This window comes from Paenibacillus sp. J31P190 (genome assembly GCF_059692075.1).
Map to the genome: position 1 here is coordinate 153,032 of NZ_JCAUAS010000017.1, position 15,958 is coordinate 168,989.

General features: G+C 43.1%; 18 protein-coding genes. 4 read left to right on the forward strand and 14 right to left on the reverse strand.

The window, feature by feature from the left end; genetic code table 11:
• Nucleotides 1–296 precede the first annotated feature (296 nt).
• The 9 genes from AC58U0_RS25670 to AC58U0_RS25710 form a co-directional block, all read right to left on the reverse strand.
• Entirely contained in the window at nucleotides 297–1,205 is a 909-nt protein-coding gene (locus tag AC58U0_RS25670; protein ID WP_497381736.1) for a pyridoxamine 5'-phosphate oxidase family protein, read from the reverse strand.
• A 298-nt stretch (nucleotides 1,206–1,503) separates the two neighbouring features.
• A complete protein-coding gene (locus AC58U0_RS25675; protein WP_497381737.1) occupies nucleotides 1,504–2,298 on the reverse strand; it encodes a hypothetical protein in 795 nt (264 codons plus the stop codon).
• Between the two features lie 63 nt (nucleotides 2,299–2,361).
• A complete protein-coding gene (locus tag AC58U0_RS25680; RefSeq protein ID WP_497381738.1) occupies nucleotides 2,362–2,955 on the reverse strand; it encodes a hypothetical protein in 594 nt (197 codons plus the stop codon).
• Between the two features lie 215 nt (nucleotides 2,956–3,170).
• A complete protein-coding gene (locus tag AC58U0_RS25685; RefSeq protein ID WP_497381739.1) occupies nucleotides 3,171–4,832 on the reverse strand; it encodes a type 2 periplasmic-binding domain-containing protein in 1,662 nt (553 codons plus the stop codon).
• Between the two features lie 123 nt (nucleotides 4,833–4,955).
• Nucleotides 4,956–5,855: a carbohydrate ABC transporter permease gene (locus AC58U0_RS25690; protein WP_497381740.1), complete on the reverse strand. Its 900-nt coding sequence runs from the start codon at nucleotides 5,853–5,855 to the stop codon at nucleotides 4,956–4,958.
• A 20-nt stretch (nucleotides 5,856–5,875) separates the two neighbouring features.
• On the reverse strand, nucleotides 5,876–6,730 hold the full coding sequence (locus AC58U0_RS25695) for an ABC transporter permease (protein WP_497381771.1): 855 nt from the start codon (nucleotides 6,728–6,730) through the stop codon (nucleotides 5,876–5,878).
• Nucleotides 6,731–7,136: 406 nt separating this feature from the next.
• Nucleotides 7,137–9,458: a helix-turn-helix domain-containing protein gene (locus tag AC58U0_RS25700; protein WP_497381741.1), complete on the reverse strand. Its 2,322-nt coding sequence runs from the start codon at nucleotides 9,456–9,458 to the stop codon at nucleotides 7,137–7,139.
• 189 nt (nucleotides 9,459–9,647) lie between these two features.
• Nucleotides 9,648–10,442, reverse strand: a complete 795-nt coding sequence (locus AC58U0_RS25705; RefSeq protein WP_497381742.1) for a phytanoyl-CoA dioxygenase family protein — start codon at nucleotides 10,440–10,442, stop codon at nucleotides 9,648–9,650.
• Nucleotides 10,439–10,726 (reverse strand): hypothetical protein, encoded by a 288-nt coding sequence (locus AC58U0_RS25710; protein WP_497381743.1) that lies wholly within the window; start codon nucleotides 10,724–10,726, stop codon nucleotides 10,439–10,441. Before AC58U0_RS25710 ends, AC58U0_RS25705 begins: the two co-directional genes overlap by 4 nt.
• A gap of 375 nt (nucleotides 10,727–11,101) precedes the next feature.
• Here AC58U0_RS25710 and AC58U0_RS25715 point away from each other — a divergent pair, with 375 nt between their 5' ends.
• The 4 genes from AC58U0_RS25715 to AC58U0_RS25730 all read left to right on the forward strand — a co-directional run bounded on the left by AC58U0_RS25715 (nucleotide 11,102) and on the right by AC58U0_RS25730 (nucleotide 13,602).
• Nucleotides 11,102–12,028, forward strand: coding sequence for a helix-turn-helix transcriptional regulator (locus AC58U0_RS25715; protein WP_497381744.1), 927 nt, complete (start codon nucleotides 11,102–11,104; stop codon nucleotides 12,026–12,028).
• 73 nt (nucleotides 12,029–12,101) lie between these two features.
• Nucleotides 12,102–12,452, forward strand: coding sequence for a nuclear transport factor 2 family protein (locus AC58U0_RS25720; protein WP_497381745.1), 351 nt, complete (start codon nucleotides 12,102–12,104; stop codon nucleotides 12,450–12,452).
• A gap of 34 nt (nucleotides 12,453–12,486) precedes the next feature.
• On the forward strand, nucleotides 12,487–12,792 hold the full coding sequence (locus AC58U0_RS25725) for a DUF1330 domain-containing protein (RefSeq protein WP_497381746.1): 306 nt from the start codon (nucleotides 12,487–12,489) through the stop codon (nucleotides 12,790–12,792).
• Nucleotides 12,793–12,807: 15 nt separating this feature from the next.
• On the forward strand, nucleotides 12,808–13,602 hold the full coding sequence (locus tag AC58U0_RS25730) for an SDR family oxidoreductase (protein WP_497381747.1): 795 nt from the start codon (nucleotides 12,808–12,810) through the stop codon (nucleotides 13,600–13,602).
• A gap of 215 nt (nucleotides 13,603–13,817) precedes the next feature.
• Here the strand turns inward: AC58U0_RS25730 and AC58U0_RS25735 are convergent, their stop codons facing one another.
• The 5 genes from AC58U0_RS25735 to AC58U0_RS25755 all read right to left on the reverse strand — a co-directional run bounded on the left by AC58U0_RS25735 (nucleotide 13,818) and on the right by AC58U0_RS25755 (nucleotide 15,911).
• A complete protein-coding gene (locus tag AC58U0_RS25735; RefSeq protein ID WP_497381748.1) occupies nucleotides 13,818–13,985 on the reverse strand; it encodes a hypothetical protein in 168 nt (55 codons plus the stop codon).
• 304 nt (nucleotides 13,986–14,289) lie between these two features.
• On the reverse strand, nucleotides 14,290–14,559 hold the full coding sequence (locus AC58U0_RS25740; protein WP_497381749.1) for a hypothetical protein: 270 nt from the start codon (nucleotides 14,557–14,559) through the stop codon (nucleotides 14,290–14,292).
• Between the two features lie 206 nt (nucleotides 14,560–14,765).
• A complete protein-coding gene (locus tag AC58U0_RS25745) occupies nucleotides 14,766–14,885 on the reverse strand; it encodes an S-layer homology domain-containing protein (protein ID WP_497381750.1) in 120 nt (39 codons plus the stop codon).
• On the reverse strand, nucleotides 14,882–15,067 hold the full coding sequence (locus tag AC58U0_RS25750) for an S-layer homology domain-containing protein (protein WP_497381751.1): 186 nt from the start codon (nucleotides 15,065–15,067) through the stop codon (nucleotides 14,882–14,884). The genes AC58U0_RS25745 and AC58U0_RS25750 overlap by 4 nt, the downstream gene beginning before the upstream one ends.
• Nucleotides 15,033–15,911 (reverse strand): S-layer homology domain-containing protein, encoded by an 879-nt coding sequence (locus AC58U0_RS25755; protein WP_497381752.1) that lies wholly within the window; start codon nucleotides 15,909–15,911, stop codon nucleotides 15,033–15,035. The genes AC58U0_RS25750 and AC58U0_RS25755 overlap by 35 nt, the downstream gene beginning before the upstream one ends.
• Nucleotides 15,912–15,958 lie beyond the last annotated feature (47 nt).

Here is a 15,958-nt window from a genome sequence, read left to right on the forward strand (position 1 = left end):
ATCGGAAGATTCGTTTGTGGGGAAATAGTTGAAGTAATCAAGCTGTTCCACTCCTCACTATGATATCTTCATCGTCTCCGCCTTATGGAAATAATATGCATTGGATAAACTGTTCTCAGCAGTTGTTGGATACCTACCTATAGAAAAAAAAGCACAAAATCGACAATCATGTCGTTTGAGCTTTTTGTAAGAATTACAATTTGAAAGGCAAGAAAAAGAACATTCCTTCTTAAATTAAAAGTCCTGAGCATGCTTGAAATCCAGCAGGACTTCAAACGACTGACCTCCTGATAGTGTTACAATGTAGGGTTTGAGGAAGAATACTCAATAAAATTCCAGACTAATCCCGCGTTCATCTCCGTATGTAGGACCTCTGCGATTTCAAATCGTACAAGTCGTTCCGCACCTGGAAATTTGGAAATTTCAACTTCATCCCAAATAATTACGGATTGTCCGGTTAGCTGTAACGAATGCCCGTATTCAAAATCGATGAATAAGATTCCAGTGCTCGGGTTACTTTGAATATTCCCAAGAGTATTGAACATAGAATTCCCAAAATAGTCCGGAAACAGGATGGCTCCGTCTTCAACTACTTTTATAAAGCCGGGAAAACCGCCGCGATGGGAAGCATCCATCTTCCCTTCCGAACTAATACTTCCAATGAAGAACGTATCCGATTTGCGAATCCATTCTTGTTGTTCGGGGCTCAGACGCGAGCTACGGTATATTGACTTCGGTGATATTTGATACCCACTTTCGGGATTCAACATTCTTTTTTGGATATACTTCGGGCAATTACCATATACCTGTTCCGTTGAGACTACTAATCGATGATCCGAATCGAAGATACCTGTTCCGTTAATTCTCAACCGGGTTCTCCTGATGAAATCAATGGCTAACAAGCCCAACTCATGATTCGACACCAAATTCCCGATCAAGGGATCGCTAGCTGCCGGGGAGGAGTGAATTGTTAACGTTGTCTCGTCATTCACCTCGATAAAACCTGGCTCTCCGGACAAGAAGGAAGTCCATGTTCTGCCCTGTTCATCAATTGAGGCTATGATAAGAAAGGACTGCCTTTTTAGAAAAGCAGCAGCTCCACTTACAAGAAAGGGCATAATCATGGATCCATTTCGTTGCGCTGCAACTTCAGTACCTGCTTTTTTTTGAACAGCCAATTCACCAGAATGGTAAACACTAGTCATAATTTATTTTCAACCCCTTATTAACTGGATTAAGACGTGTTATTGCCGCATTTTTATAGTAAATGTCTAGATATTGGTCATTGGTTTTCTCTTTCTATCTCCTCACTTTCTTGTACGCAATCGAAAACTTTCCAATCCGGAATCTGACGAAGGACCTCAAGGCGAAAAGCCGAAGGCCATGCCACGAGCCATTGTGATACTTGAAACGTGACTTTCCAGCGTGTGTGATAAAATCCTTCATCCTGGCTGCCAATAGGGCGCTCTTTTCCCATGACTGTCAATGTCCCGTCGGAAATACCTATTGTTGCGTTGGACCAAACGGCCATTGCACGCTCATGCCACTCCGCATTTCCCGTTTTTTTGGCGAGTTGAATCCAGTCTTCCACAAAAGCCAATGCATAAGGATCGAGATGATGGTGTTGTGTGGAAACAGCGGTCCCCCCCATGTATCGTACCCTAATATACTTAACGCACTATCTTTTGGATATGTTACCGTATGATGCCACTGCCACGAAGCCAAATACCAAGCTGTTCGTTCAGCCCATTCTAAATATTGCGGATTACCTGTCACATCATAAAGAGCTAGTCCGGCTTTGAGCAGCGGTATCGACGATTCCTTATCGATACAATATGTGTCCAATGCTCCAGCTGTCGTATACCCCTTTTCCAGAAGTTCCGAGATATAATAGTGATATCCTTTTTCCGCAGCCTCCAGATACGTGCGGTCATTGGTCAATTGAAATAACTTCACCAGCGGAGGGACAAGGAAACATCCGACTGTTCCATCAGGATCAATCGTCGTCCCATCGTTTAACCAGATCTTTCCGATCTTTCCGTTTTCCGACTGCACTCTGACGGCGAAATTACAAATCCCAACCGCTAATTCCAGATACTCAGGAAGTTGTATCCCGCACGCCTTGGCTAATTCATTCGCTTCCATGAAATTCATTGCAGCCGTGCCCAAATTGCAGGCGTCTTGCACTTCTTTCTTACCGCTTTTATCCAACAAGTAATCAAAATGGCAGTGAATCAACCCATTTTCCAATCGACCTTGACCAGCCCATGCATCCAAGGCAGCAAGTCCTTTTTCCAACGAGTCTTCAGCCCAAAAACATCTTGTTCCAAGCTGTTTTTGGGCGTTCCACTCGTGCTACGACTATAAAGCGGTAGCTTCAAAACGATCGCCCGGATGCATATGCAAGTCCTCTTTCCAGTCTTCCCCATAGGAGTCCCTATCATGATAGACTACCGGAGATTCCTCCTCCGGCCATATCAATCGATGAACGGTATATTCCTGTTCCGAAATAAGTGAGCAGGAGAACCCTCTCGGCAAGTCACTCGCGCTGCCAAAAAGCGCTACAGCCCAACGGTTACCCTCAGAATAAGTAGCTCCAGCCACAGCAGTTCGGTGCCAAGCAAAAGACCAGGGTATGCCATCCATATCGAGGCCCTTCGGTTCGCACCCTTTTCCCCAAGGATTTCCATTGTAGGATATCGCAGGTATCATGTAGTATGATGGTCGATAGCAGGCCGCAAAATCCATAATGAGCCGCCCCGTGAAATTATGGTTTCCCACTGTGGTAAATGTACGGGTCCACTTGAACACTCCTTCGCCAATGCATGCTAAGTTATCCGAATAACCGATTTTATCATCTTGAAATCGTCTGATTTCCCCAATGACCTGTCGTTTGTCCCATAATTTCATAACCCCATCCACTTCTATCCAACGCAGTTCATCTTTCTGCTTCATGAATACACACTACCCTGCCTAAGAATCTCACCGTAATCTACAACCAGAACATCCTTTTTAAGCCTTATTTTATCATTTAATGTTTAATACTATATAATGAAAACAATCATACTTATACTGTTTTTTGATATCATTCAAATAAACTAGCAGGCCAAAATATAAAAAAAATATCCTGTGCGACCACTAGGCCGCACGGGATCGCTTTGCTTGCAACGTTATTTCTTAAATGATTTATCGTAGGATTGCTGCATAATTTCCAGGTAGCGTTTCAGATTTAATTTATTCAAGCCAGCTACATACGCATCCCAGTCCTTATTTAAATCTTTTGCACCCGTAACGAACTGCAGCGCATTCTGATCGATGTAATTTTTGATGTTCGTCTTCAGCATTGCCGCTTCATCGGCCGTGGTTGGATCGATCCAGATAGCCCAGTGTGGAAACACATCTTTTGGCTGCTTAGAATCATATAGATGGGTTGCTTCCTGTAATCGTCGCTCGTAGCCTGTCGTGTCATAAATGTCGGTAGCTGCAATCCATCCGTCTCGGAATGCTTTAGGTTGGAAATATTGCGCCATTGGGCTCCAAGACGAGTTGTGCGGAGTTTCACCTGTTGGAGTAGGGATCGTAGCCAATATGGAAGCGGCTCCCTTCTCAACAGGAACATCAGCATCCTTTGGTTTTCTCCAGTCTTTGCCTTCTTCCCCGAAGTGACCACGGATTTGACCTTCTTGTGTGAATAAATAGTCGACTAATTTAATCGCAGCGATTTGCGCATCTTTGCTCGCTTTATTCGTCAGAACGAAGGTAGCGCCGGGATCACTCGGGTAATTGTACGTTGCATAAGCTCCGTTTGGTCCAGCCAACGGTGGAACTGCATCATAAGTTTTGGAGTTATCCGATCCACCCGTAACGAAAATATAAGGATGCATGCCTGCGCCTGCGCCCAAAATTTGCGCATCAGCATTATCGCCGATTTTCTTAAAAGCCGCAGCATTTTGCGTAAACGCCCCTTTATCGATGAGGCCTTCATCATACATGGACTTAACGAATTGCAAGCCTTGCTTCCATTCTGCTTTATTAGCCGCCATATCTACTTTCCCATTGTTCAACAGTAGATACGTTTTATCGTCGTCATAGATGTAACCATTCATAAAATACGGAATAATATGAACGCCATAATCCTCGATCGAACCGCTCAGCGGCACTTCGTCCGCTTTCCCGTTGCCGTTCGGGTCCTTCGACTTAAATGCGTGCAATACTTGTTTATATTCATCCAGCGTTTTTGGCATCTGAAGATTTAGCTTTTTCAGCCAGCTGGAATTGATCCACATTTTATTCGGATAGGAACAGTGGTAGCATTCGATCAATTGCGTCAATCCATAAATTTTGCCGTCCGGCGCGGTATTCATGGCCTTAAAGTACGGAAATTTCTCCAACGCTGCTTTCACGTTAGGCGCATATTTAATGATCAGGTCGTCAAGCGGTAGAATGACACCCTGCTGCGAGTAGCGTAGAATATCCGTCTGTGAAAATTTATCAACCCACGGAATCAGCATATAGAGGTCCGGGTAGTCTCCGCTGGCAAGAGATATTTGCCGTTTCTCCGCCGCCCCGTCGAACGGAACCGTCTGCCATTGAAATTTAATATTAAACTTCTCTTCAACTAATTTCGAGAAGCTGTTTGTCGCTAAATCTGTATTCGCGTCTTGTTGTGCGAAAATTTTGATTGCTACCGGACTGTTGCTTCCCCCCGATGCTTTTGGCGAATCCTTGTCGTTCGGAGTATTCTTATCAGAAGCAGTTGGGGATGAACAAGCCGCGAGAACTAGACTGATAGCAAGCAACATTATTATTAGGAATGGTACTGTTTTTTTCAAATACGCCCTCTCCCTTTCATTGTCAAGTGGTAACATCTACATGTGCCATTTTTGAAATGTATACTTTTAATTCTTGTTTGCTTGCCCTGCATCACCTCCTCTAATTTATTCACAGACTCCCATTTATCCCTTCAAAGAGCCAATTAGCATCCCTTTTACGAAATACCGCTGCACGAAAGGATAAATGACCAAAACGGGCAAGCTCGCTACAACAATGAGTGAGTATTTGGTCAAATCAGCAAACTGTTGTCTCCTCAGCTGTTCCGACGCATCGATGTTGCTCGAAGCCGCCGAATTAAGAATCAGGATGCTGCGAAGGATCAATTGAAGTGGGTAAAGGCTTTGTGATTTTAAATAAATTAATGCATCAAAGTAAGCATTCCATTGTCCAATCGCATACATCAAGATCAGCACTGCGATGATAGGTTTGGAAAGCGGGAGCACAACGCTCCACAGAAAGCGTAAATCGGTGCATCCGTCCATTTCGCTCGCTTCCGCAAGTTCATCGGGAATCGACGACTGGAAGAACGTCCTGGCAATAATGATTTGCCATACCCAGATTGCTTGAGGGATGAGCAGAGCCCATCTTGTATCGAGCAGCCCGAGCTGTTTGACGACCAAATAAGTAGGGATCAAACCGCCGGAAAACAGCATAGTAAACGTGATGAAAATCATAAGCGCATTGCGGCCAAAAAATGACCTTCGCGATAAAGGATAAGCCAAAACTACCGTTAAAGTAACGCTAATCAAGGTGCCCATAAAGGCATACAATAGCGAGTTCCCGTAGCCTTTCAGTACTTGCGGATTGCTCAAGACGACCCTGTATCCGTCGAATGTTATATCCACCGGCCATAACCAGACTCGTCCCGATGAAACCGCGAGCGGACTGCTTAACGACGAGCTAACAATGAACACCAACGGATAAAGAACTACGATAAGCGCGATAACTAGAAATACATACACGCCCATGAGGAATAGCCGATCCCCATTCGATTCACGAATGCTGCGCCCATACCCAAACATGTCGACGCCTCCTTTCTCTTTTACCAAAGACTCGAACTGGAAATTCTTTTTGCGAGCGTGTTAACCAGCAAAAGCAAAATCAGGTTGACAAAGGAATTGAACAAACCAACAGCAGTAGCAAAGCTGAAGTTCGCATTCAACAACCCGATCTTATACACGTAGGTGGCAATAATTTCGGACGTTTCCAAATTAAGCGGATTTTGCAATAAATAAATTTTCTCGAACCCGACGGACATAACGTTGCCTACACTTAAGATTAAAATGATGACAGCCGTTGGCATAATACCGGGAATATCGATATGAATTATCTTCTGAAATCTTGAAGCCCCATCGACTTTAGCTGCCTCGTACAGCGACGGGTCTACCCCAGCAAGCGCCGCCAAATAGATGACGGCCGAGTACCCCGAACCCTGCCATACGTCGGACCACACATAGACGTTACGGAACATGCTTGGTATACCGAGGAAGTTGATTGATTCAAGCCCGAAGCTTTGTAAAATGATGTTGATAACCCCCAATCTCGGGGAGAGAAGTAACATAATCATCGAAACCATGACAACTGTTGAAATGAAGTAAGGCGCATAGGTAACGAGTTGGACCGCCCTTTTGAAAATCCCGTTCCGGATTTCATTCAGCGCCAAAGCCAGCAGGATGGGAACTGGAAACCCGATTGCGATTTGATACAGACTGAGGAACAGCGTGTTCTTCATCAGCACCCAAAATTGCGGATTGTTGAAAAACAGATGGAAATGCTTGAACCCTGCCCAAGGGCTCGCCCAAATTCCTTTGACGACGCTGTAATCCTTGAATGCGATGATGGCGTTCAGCATTGGAATGTATTTGAAAATAATAAAGTAAAGAACGGCTGGTAGGATGAGCAAATAAAACTGCCAATGCTTCCGGAAGCTCTTATTCGCCTCTGTCCAAATTTTAGACTTCTTCGTAATACTCGGAGCACGTGCCTCTCTGACTGTTACTGTTTTCAAAACAATCCCTCCTAATTTGGTAGCGCTTTCTATATGTCTACAAGACCACATTTGCCACTACACCGTAAAGGTACACCTCAAAATGAAGGGTACACCTGTCTTTTAGCTGGAAGGTACACTTCCTTCTAACGGGGACATTACTAAATGAAACATCAAACGACGGATTCAATGGAACCCGCCGTTTACGTAACGATCTTCATTCAGCTGCAAATGCTCGGATTCCGGTTCGCCTAAAAAACACAGGCAAGTAAAGGTACACTTTCGCTATGAGGGTTCTCTAACAGCATATAAACAATTAATTTACGGTTTTTCGGTAAATGCTAGGCGAGACACCCGATACACGCTTGAAAGCTCTCCGAAACGCGTGTGCGCTGTTATAGCCAACTTGCTGCGAAATATCATCAATCGTATGCTCGCTGTTGAAGAGAAGATCAGTCGCATTTTTAATGCGGATCTTCTCTAGGTAGTCCGATAGATTCTCGCCTGTCTGCTCCTTAAATAACTGCGAAATGTACTTCTCCGGGAGTTCAACGGCTACCGATATCCGATAAAGATTTAAATCAGATTCAGGATAATGACTCTCCAGGAAGGTCACAATTTTGCTAATTATTTCTCCGGTGCTATCTTCTTTTTTCTTCAACACCCTATTGCAGAGCGCCTCAAGAAGCCCCAGAATTTCATTGCGGAAGCGGTCCAAACTTGTTGATAACTGTAATTGCTCCACGCGGGGTTTCAACCCTTCCGATACGGATTGATCCGTAAACGGACTATGCAGCAGCAACTTAAAGAACGTCCCTTTTAATTCGCCGAATAATTGCTGAACCATCTCCGCCGATAACTGTCGTTCCGAGAAATTCTGCTCCAGCAGCTGTTCAAAAATGCGATGAACCTCTTGAAGTTCGCCGATTTTAACCGCATTCATGATCCGTAGCTCCATATCGATTGGATAATAATACGTCGTTGATTCCTTGATCACATCCTGATACCAAATTGTTTTTGCTTCTTCAATCAGAACCGAGTAATCAAGCGCTTGTCTCGCTTCTTCAAATGAGCGACTGCTGTCGGAGAGCGCCTGGAAGCTGCTGCCGATCGCAACGGTAATTTGAATCCGATATTCCGCCTTTACATAATCCCGAAGCTGGTCAAACACGGCTGCAAGCTCATTTGCCTCCAAAGAGTGGACCGCTTCGCCGAAAGTGATCAAAATAGCCATTTTATCCGAGTCTATATCGGTCACATTCAGTTGAAATACACCCTCAACCTCATAAAGAAACTTTTTCATAAGTAATCTGGCTGCATTCAGCTCGTGAATAATTTCTTTACTGACTAGACCGCTGTAGCCGTTAATTCGGATGATCGCTACATAACCGGCATCTCCTTTCAAATTCATATTAGGCAGTGAATACATTAATGTCCGTACTTCCTGAAGGGAGTCAAACTCTCCCTTCAGGAGCCGCTTAACAAAAGCATCCTCCAATAAGGGTTGCTGGCGTTTTAGCTCCTCCTCGAGAGATTTTTGACTTGCTAGCAAATTAGAGATGTTTCCTTGTAGAAAATCATATTCATTCTTCCCTTTGTAACCGGCTTGACTGGTTTGCTCCCAAAAGACCGTGACAATCCGGTTTATCGGAGCACTGTTCCTGTAAGCAAATAACAATGCGGCCACAATCCCTAGCAATAACGTAGAAGCGGTTATCGTCCACGTCACCTTTGCGATGAACGCCGACTGCCTCATGACGGTATTTTTCGGCAAACCAACGACGTATACCCACCCATTATAGGTTGATTTTGAGGAAATGAGCAGCGTATTGTCTTCAACTAAGGTGTTGGTTGAACCCTTGCCGATAAGATCCGGTATATTTAGTGCTTTTATTTGCGAATCCTCGATGCCGACTCTAGCAATAGTATTACCTTCCTTATCACATATATAGGCCCAGCCCCCATATTGTTCCGGTACACGATGCAGCATTTTGGCAATTTCACTTTCGTCAATCAAGATGACAGCCGTTCCAAGCGAATGCTGAAAGGTATCAAAGGGAATCGACTGCAAATACGTGATCACGTTTGTTTTTTTTCCATTATTGATGAACGGTTGCGACGGCAACGTCTCTCTGCGATGAATTTTCCCCAGAATTTCCTGTTTCCACTGGCTGCGTTCCATATCCTGATAATGGTACAAATCAAAGTAATCATCAGGACGCACAAAAACACCAGAAGGTGTAAAAATAACTTGATAATTGTTCAAATAAATGTAGAAATCTTCTAGGAAGTTATTGGTCAAGCTATATGCCGAGGTATTGCGCCAAGATTTCCAAAGTGCGTAAACATTGAAATAATCCACATCCACCTGCTCGTTCAGCAAATAATTCAGGTCTTGGTCCAGTGAAAGCTGCCTTGTGATATTTTCAACCTCTTCCATTCTTCTGTCTAAAATGTCCTTGCTCTGGTTCAGCAGCATCGCGCTCGCCTCAAGTGAATTGGTTTTAATAATGTCCGAGGAAACAAAATAGGAGATGAACCCTGTAAGCATCGGGATAAGCAAGATGAGCACATAAGAAATAAGGAAGCTTCTGAAAATGGGGGAATGCTTGAATTTCAGATTAAACTTCAGCTTCATAACGGATTATTCACCTCAATTGGCATATATGACCAGAATTTATTTTACGCAAACGCTTTCAATTTTGGCTATTATAAAACGAAAATGAGACATTGTCTGTCGAAATAAGGCATTTTTCCAAAATAGAAGCGGTATCAGTACGGATAATAAAAAAAACCCGGCGTTTGCCGGGGGAATCACTTCCATTTATCATATGGTGATGTTCATTCTGGTTAGTGAACGTTCAAACGAGACATCGATGTGATCATCACCCGTGACGTAACGCCATAGTTTTGCCCGCATGACATGATCGAGCCTTGCCTCATTTCCTTGCCATTGCTCATAGCCTCTATCCAAGATCGCCGTAACCTCCGGATCCCTATAGTCATCGGTGTTAAACAACGCACGCTGCTGCTGCCCGGGACGTAACCGAAGCTTAAACACGAATCGCGTCTTATCCGTAGAATTAGGCTGAGCGCAGTGCCAGATGCCTTGGTGAACGAAAAACATCGTTCCGGCTCTTGACACCATCTTTTTCTGACCTTTAATGTTTTTATATCGACCGATACTGGACGTATTAACTCTACGCAGATGAGATCCTGGAAGAACAAGCGTTGGTCCCATCTCCTCTGGGGCATCGTGGGCAAAATAGAAGGCTTGAATGTCAAAGCCGTAATCTCTTGTATCAATGATGGAATCCGCATGCCATTCTTGCGCTTTGCTGTGCTGGGGTTTTACTACATGCAAGTAAGAATGATCATAGATCGAATACTCGCCAACTAAACTTTGAATTATTCCTTTGACTTGAGGCAGAGCGAACACCTTCTGAATGTATTGAGACTGGTTCCAATATAAGTGCCCGGGGATGTTTTCCAGCCGCTGCTCTTCATCAACAAGCTCATTCCACTCCTGAGGCACGATATCATCCACCAGCAAGTACCCGTCTGTTACGAATTTGGCCATTTGTTTGGCCGATAGTAAGTGCTCTTTTCCTATGAGTTTCATTGGACAGTTACTCTCCTCTCCAGGACGTACTCGTATGGCAGATGCCCAGATTCGTGCTCGTTCCCCCGTAAATAAACAGGCAATGCTGCTAATTGAATGACGAACCATCCGTCTCTCATTGCGTGAAGCACGGATGGATAGGGTGGCTCTTGCTGATCCCCTGTATTCATCTGCCTTTGGCTCTCTGGAAGCGAACCATCATACAGCGCCCAAGCAACTGTTGAAGATTCTAAATCAGGCATGGCTAAGTGTAGGATTAGAATTTGTTGTCTTAGCTCCGACATCTCGATACCCTCCTTTTACAACCTCTACCATCAAAAAAACATACTTTGCTTTCTTATGTAAAGGTACACTTAAACCAGCAGCGTACATTAGGCTAAGACACATCATTCCGATCGTACCTATGGAGATCAAATCCTCTAAATCTTCGCCTGTATTGTTGACGTTGTGTCCTCGAAGTTCGAAACAACACAAAATCTTGAAAAAATCGTTCAATGGATGGATATATGCAAATAGCATTTACTAGCGCGTTTTCATGATTACATGTCATTAGCGCTTCACTGAAAGCCGATCCATTAAAGTGTGATGTCAAACCATCACGTAATATGACTTTATAATGTCATGTTTTAAGGTGTATGCTAACAAGAGAGGTGAAGCTTATGTCGTTAAGCAGACATTTTGAAATCGTTTATATGTTACTCCATAAGAAAAAAGTGACTGCTGATGAATTGGCAAAGCATTTTGAGGTTTCCAAACGAACGATATTTCGGGATATAGATGCCTTAAGCGCAGCCGGGATCCCCATCTACAGCAGCAGAGGCAAGGGTGGCGGAATCTCATTGATGGAGGATTATGTCTTTAACACCTCTTTACTGTCCGAGCAGGAACAAGGTGATATCTTAATGGCCCTTCAGAGTGTGGCTGCCGCTACCATCCCACAGATAGAAGAAGTACTGAACAAATTAAGTAGGCTGTTTAAAAAAGACATGGGTAACTGGATCGAGGTGGATTTTTCCCCATGGGGAAGCCCAGACAGCCAGAGACAGCTATTTTCTCTCATTCGCAACGCCATAATCACGAATCGTATTATAAAATTCCGCTATTATAACGTCGCCTGGGAACAGAGCTATCGCAGTATCGAACCTGCCAAGCTCTTATTTAAAGATAAATCCTGGTATGTGGAAGGTCACTGTTTAAATACCGAAAGTCATCGTGTGTTTAAGATTAACCGAATGAAGGATATTGTAGTTACCGAAACTAGTTATGCACCAAGAACGGTGGTAACGTTTGCAGATACAAAGCAAAGCAACTTACTTCATACAATTGAAGTGACTCTTCGAATTTCGGCTCAAGGTGCTTACCGAGTGTACGACGAATTTGCTGAGAAAACGATTACTCAGGAGGAAGACGGCTCTTTTACTATCACGGCACAATTTCCTGTAGGCAATTGGCTGGACAGTTATCTGCTGTCCTTTGGCCCCCTCCTTACAGAGGTTAGTCCCGAACAAGTACGTACGAGACTATTGTCTCATCTAGAAACAATGAAAAAAAATTTAAAAGATCCTTTTAAACATGACACCATGTAGTCATATTATGACTGCTATGATGAGTTTGAAGTTATCGCACACAACATACTCACCATAGGAGGTTGAAGGATCAATGAATCCACATAGAACCATGCCAGCAGCAGTAGAAACTTACTTTACATCAGTGAACAAATCCGGGCTTGAAGCATTTACTTTCGCTTTTGATAAAGATGCGTTGATCTTGGATAACCATCGCGAAATCAAAGGTATGAATGCCATAAAATCATGGTGTGAAGCAGAAATAATAGGGCCGAATGTCACCTTCGAGATCGTGGATACGGATTACACGAATAATTACGTTGTCGTAACTGCAAAAGTAAACGGAGACTTTGATAAATCGAATCTTCCCGATCCACTCCTTCTTAAACATCAATTCCAAGTAAACAACGATAAAATTAAAGAACTGATTATTACACTTTCATAATGTAATTAAAAATAAGAAGGATGGGAAAACGTTTATGCCCGCTTATGTTGTTTTTATACGGGAACAGAGTATTGATCAAAGTGAACTCCAACTTTATTCTCAGTTGACACCGGCAGGTTTGGCTGGGCATTCCGTCAAACCTCTTGCCCTGTATGACGCATACCAGATTCTAGAAGGACCGGAGATTGAAGGGCTGGCTATCTTGGAATTTCCCACTTTTGAGGAAGCACAAGATTGGTACAATAGTCCAGCCTATCAAAAAGCCCTAAAGCATCGACTTCGCGGAGGTCGGTACCGAGGTGTCATTGTCAAAGGTATACAAGGTTCCCAAGAGAAGTAAGGAGGAAATATTCGCATGAGTTTTCAATTAAAAAGCATTTTAAGTGAATTTAAAGGCAAAAAAGCCTTGGTCACAGGCGGTACCAAAGGAATGGGCGAGGCCATTGCTAAGAGACTTACGGCTGCAGGTGCTACCGTAATAACTACGGCTCGAACTACTCCAGTTCATTTAGAAAATCCAGACCTGTTTATTCCCGCCGATATTAGTTCGCCTAAAGGTGTAGATAAAGTGGTGAATGGTGTTCTTGAACGCCTAGGCGGTGTAGATATTCTTGTCAACAATGTTGGAGGCTCGTCAGCCCCATCAGGCGGAGCTCTTATTTTGACAGACGAGCTTTGGCAGCAAACTTTTAACGCCAATCTATTCGCTTCCGTTCGTTTAGACCGTGGGCTGCTGCCGGCTATGGTGGAAAAGGGGTCCGGTGTTATTATTCATATTTCATCCATTCAACGTCGCTTGCCGCTGTATGATGCAACATTGGCTTATGCTGCGGCCAAAGCAGCTTTAACCACTTACAGCAAAGGATTATCCAAGCAGTTTTCGCCTCAAGGCATTCGTATTAATACCGTTGCGCCAGGTTTTATCGAAACGAATGCAGCACAAAGGTTGATTGATCGGATTGCTGAGACGACAGGCGACCGAGAAAGTGCATTAAAGCAACTGATGGACTCGTTGGGAGGAATTCCAATTGGTCGTCCAGGACTACCAGAAGAAGTCGCTGAGCTTGTTGCTTTTCTGGTATCCGATCGAGCCGGTTCCATTACAGGAAGTGAATATAATATAGATGGTGGAACAGTTCCAACAGTCTAAAAGTCAATTTAAATACGTTTCTAAATAGTGTAGAACTTTAACATAGTCAAATGATTAAAAATCAATAGGCCCGAATTAGCATAAATTAAGCTAACGGGCCTATTTTATATTCAAGGTTTTATAGCAACAAACGTTATAGGTAATTTAATAAAGGGTACCATTGAATCTCCTAGCAGCAAATCAACAATAATTAGGTAGAGATTACGATAGTCTTATTAAATTGTCTCGTCATCTTCATGCTCATCGTATTTGTTAATATGAGCTGTCATGGCTTCTACTGCTTCATTCACATCCGTTGTTGCAGGAACTTCTTTTACTTCATCCTCGGTTTTATCTAGAAAGTTTGCTTGATCTACTTTAATTGCATCTAAGCTGTTACTCATAAAAACCCTCCAATATTAAGGTTTATTCTTCAAATCCAAAATAAAATTTGCATTTGGCTTAATTGATTTTCTAAAGGAGTTAATTCATTTGCGATTTCCATTTTGACCGTATCCGCAATTTCATCTGCAATTTCCACTTTTGAAACTACCTTTGACAATTCCTCTCAAAATCATTACCTCCTATTGGTTAACTATCAAGTTGCACAACAGAAGTTATTGTGTCTTTAAAGTAATGAATTATACGAACGTTTTTTAGTTATAAAAATTTCCATGATACTCACTGATTATGTAGTGATCTCGCTTTTTACTTATCCTTATCATCATTTTTATCATCATTTTTATTATCTTTTTTGTCCTCTACTTTATTCGTACTTTCATCTTTACCATTTAATTTTTCAACTTCTTTATCAGTCTTTTTTGCTTCTTGTTTATCTTTTTGTTTCTCTGAATCATCAGATGAACTTTTGGAACTTTCATTCTTCGCCTTTATTTTTGGATTTGCATTACAGCCAGTAAATGATATCGCAAGGGTTAATATACTTAGAATAGCAATAATCCTCTTTAATTTAGGCAATTCTGTTCTCGCTCCTTCCATTTTTACATAGATAAAAACGTCAAAGCTGCAACTAGTATTGCCATTTTTAGTTCTCAGCTATGTGAAATTTTCAGGGTAGTTGAATATATTTTAGCTTAAAGATTCCGGAATTCTTCCATAAATAGAAAAAAACTGCGCTGCATCAAGCCTTCGCGGTTTAATTGACACATTTTGTTGTTTCTAATTCATTTACTCTTTGATGCCAACATTTTCAATAGTACAGTCACGGCCTCTCCTCTTGTCGTACCGGCATTTGGATCAAAGGCATTGTTTCCTTTGCCTTCCAAATAGCCAAGTTTTTTCATGAGTGCAACAGCGCCTTTCGCCCAAGCGGGAAGTCCTTATCGTCCGCAAAGCCCGTGGCCGTATTCGCTTCGATAGACAGACCCGAAGCGCCGGCAATCATCGTTGCCATTTCTGCCCGTGTAATAACGGCATCCGGGCGGAATGTATCATCTTCGTAGCCTATAATGATGCCTGCTTGCATCACTTGCGCGACCGCTTTCTGCGCCCAGGCCCCGATCTTCGCTTTGTCTGTGAACTTCAGCTCCGTTCCTGTTCCTTGCGTCTTTATCGCATTCATCAGCATTGCGGGTCACGGCCGCATTCGGCTTGAACGTGCCGTCTGGGTAACCTGTAATGATTCCGCCACTTACCGCTTGCTTGATGTTCGCCTCAGACCAGTGTCCAGAAATGTCAGAAAACACGACAGAAATGGGCGGAATTATTGGCTTTGCGGTAGCCAAAACGGCGAACTTAGTGAAATGGTCGACAGAACCAGTCACTGACCCATTTTCCACTTGTATGTTATCTAACAGAATCCACTTTTGCGTCTCTTCGTTCAACCAGTAGATACCAACTACTGCTTGATCGAAATCTACATATTTAACATCAAAAGGTAGTGTGATGGATACCGCTTTAGTAAATTTACCGTCTATGTCTTTCTTGATTTCAAAAACATCACTAATCCGTTTCGACGATGCATCCATCGGCAAGCTGGACGTATCTGTTACTTTATCCACGGTAACCTTGAAATTGCTAACTTTGCCGACAACTACCTCCGCTGGAACGGTAATCTTAGCCCCATTAAGAGTAAGTGTGCCTCCTGTACTTACATAGATGTAATCTGAATTCGTTGAAAAGGAGCCTCCGTTTCCGTTTCCATCTATGCTAGCAGGAAGTCCATCTGTCGTGTAGATGACAAATTGCGTAAAGTGCTTCGTCCAAATAATTAAGTCGTTTCCTGAATTGATCTTACCCTCTCCGCCCGCTGGCAATGCATCTCCAGCAGCTTGGCTATCCGCGGTTAGCACGGTTGTAATTGGTATCACTCCGGTTGCGCCTGGACGAGTTTTTTTCTGATAATCGGCTTATCAAC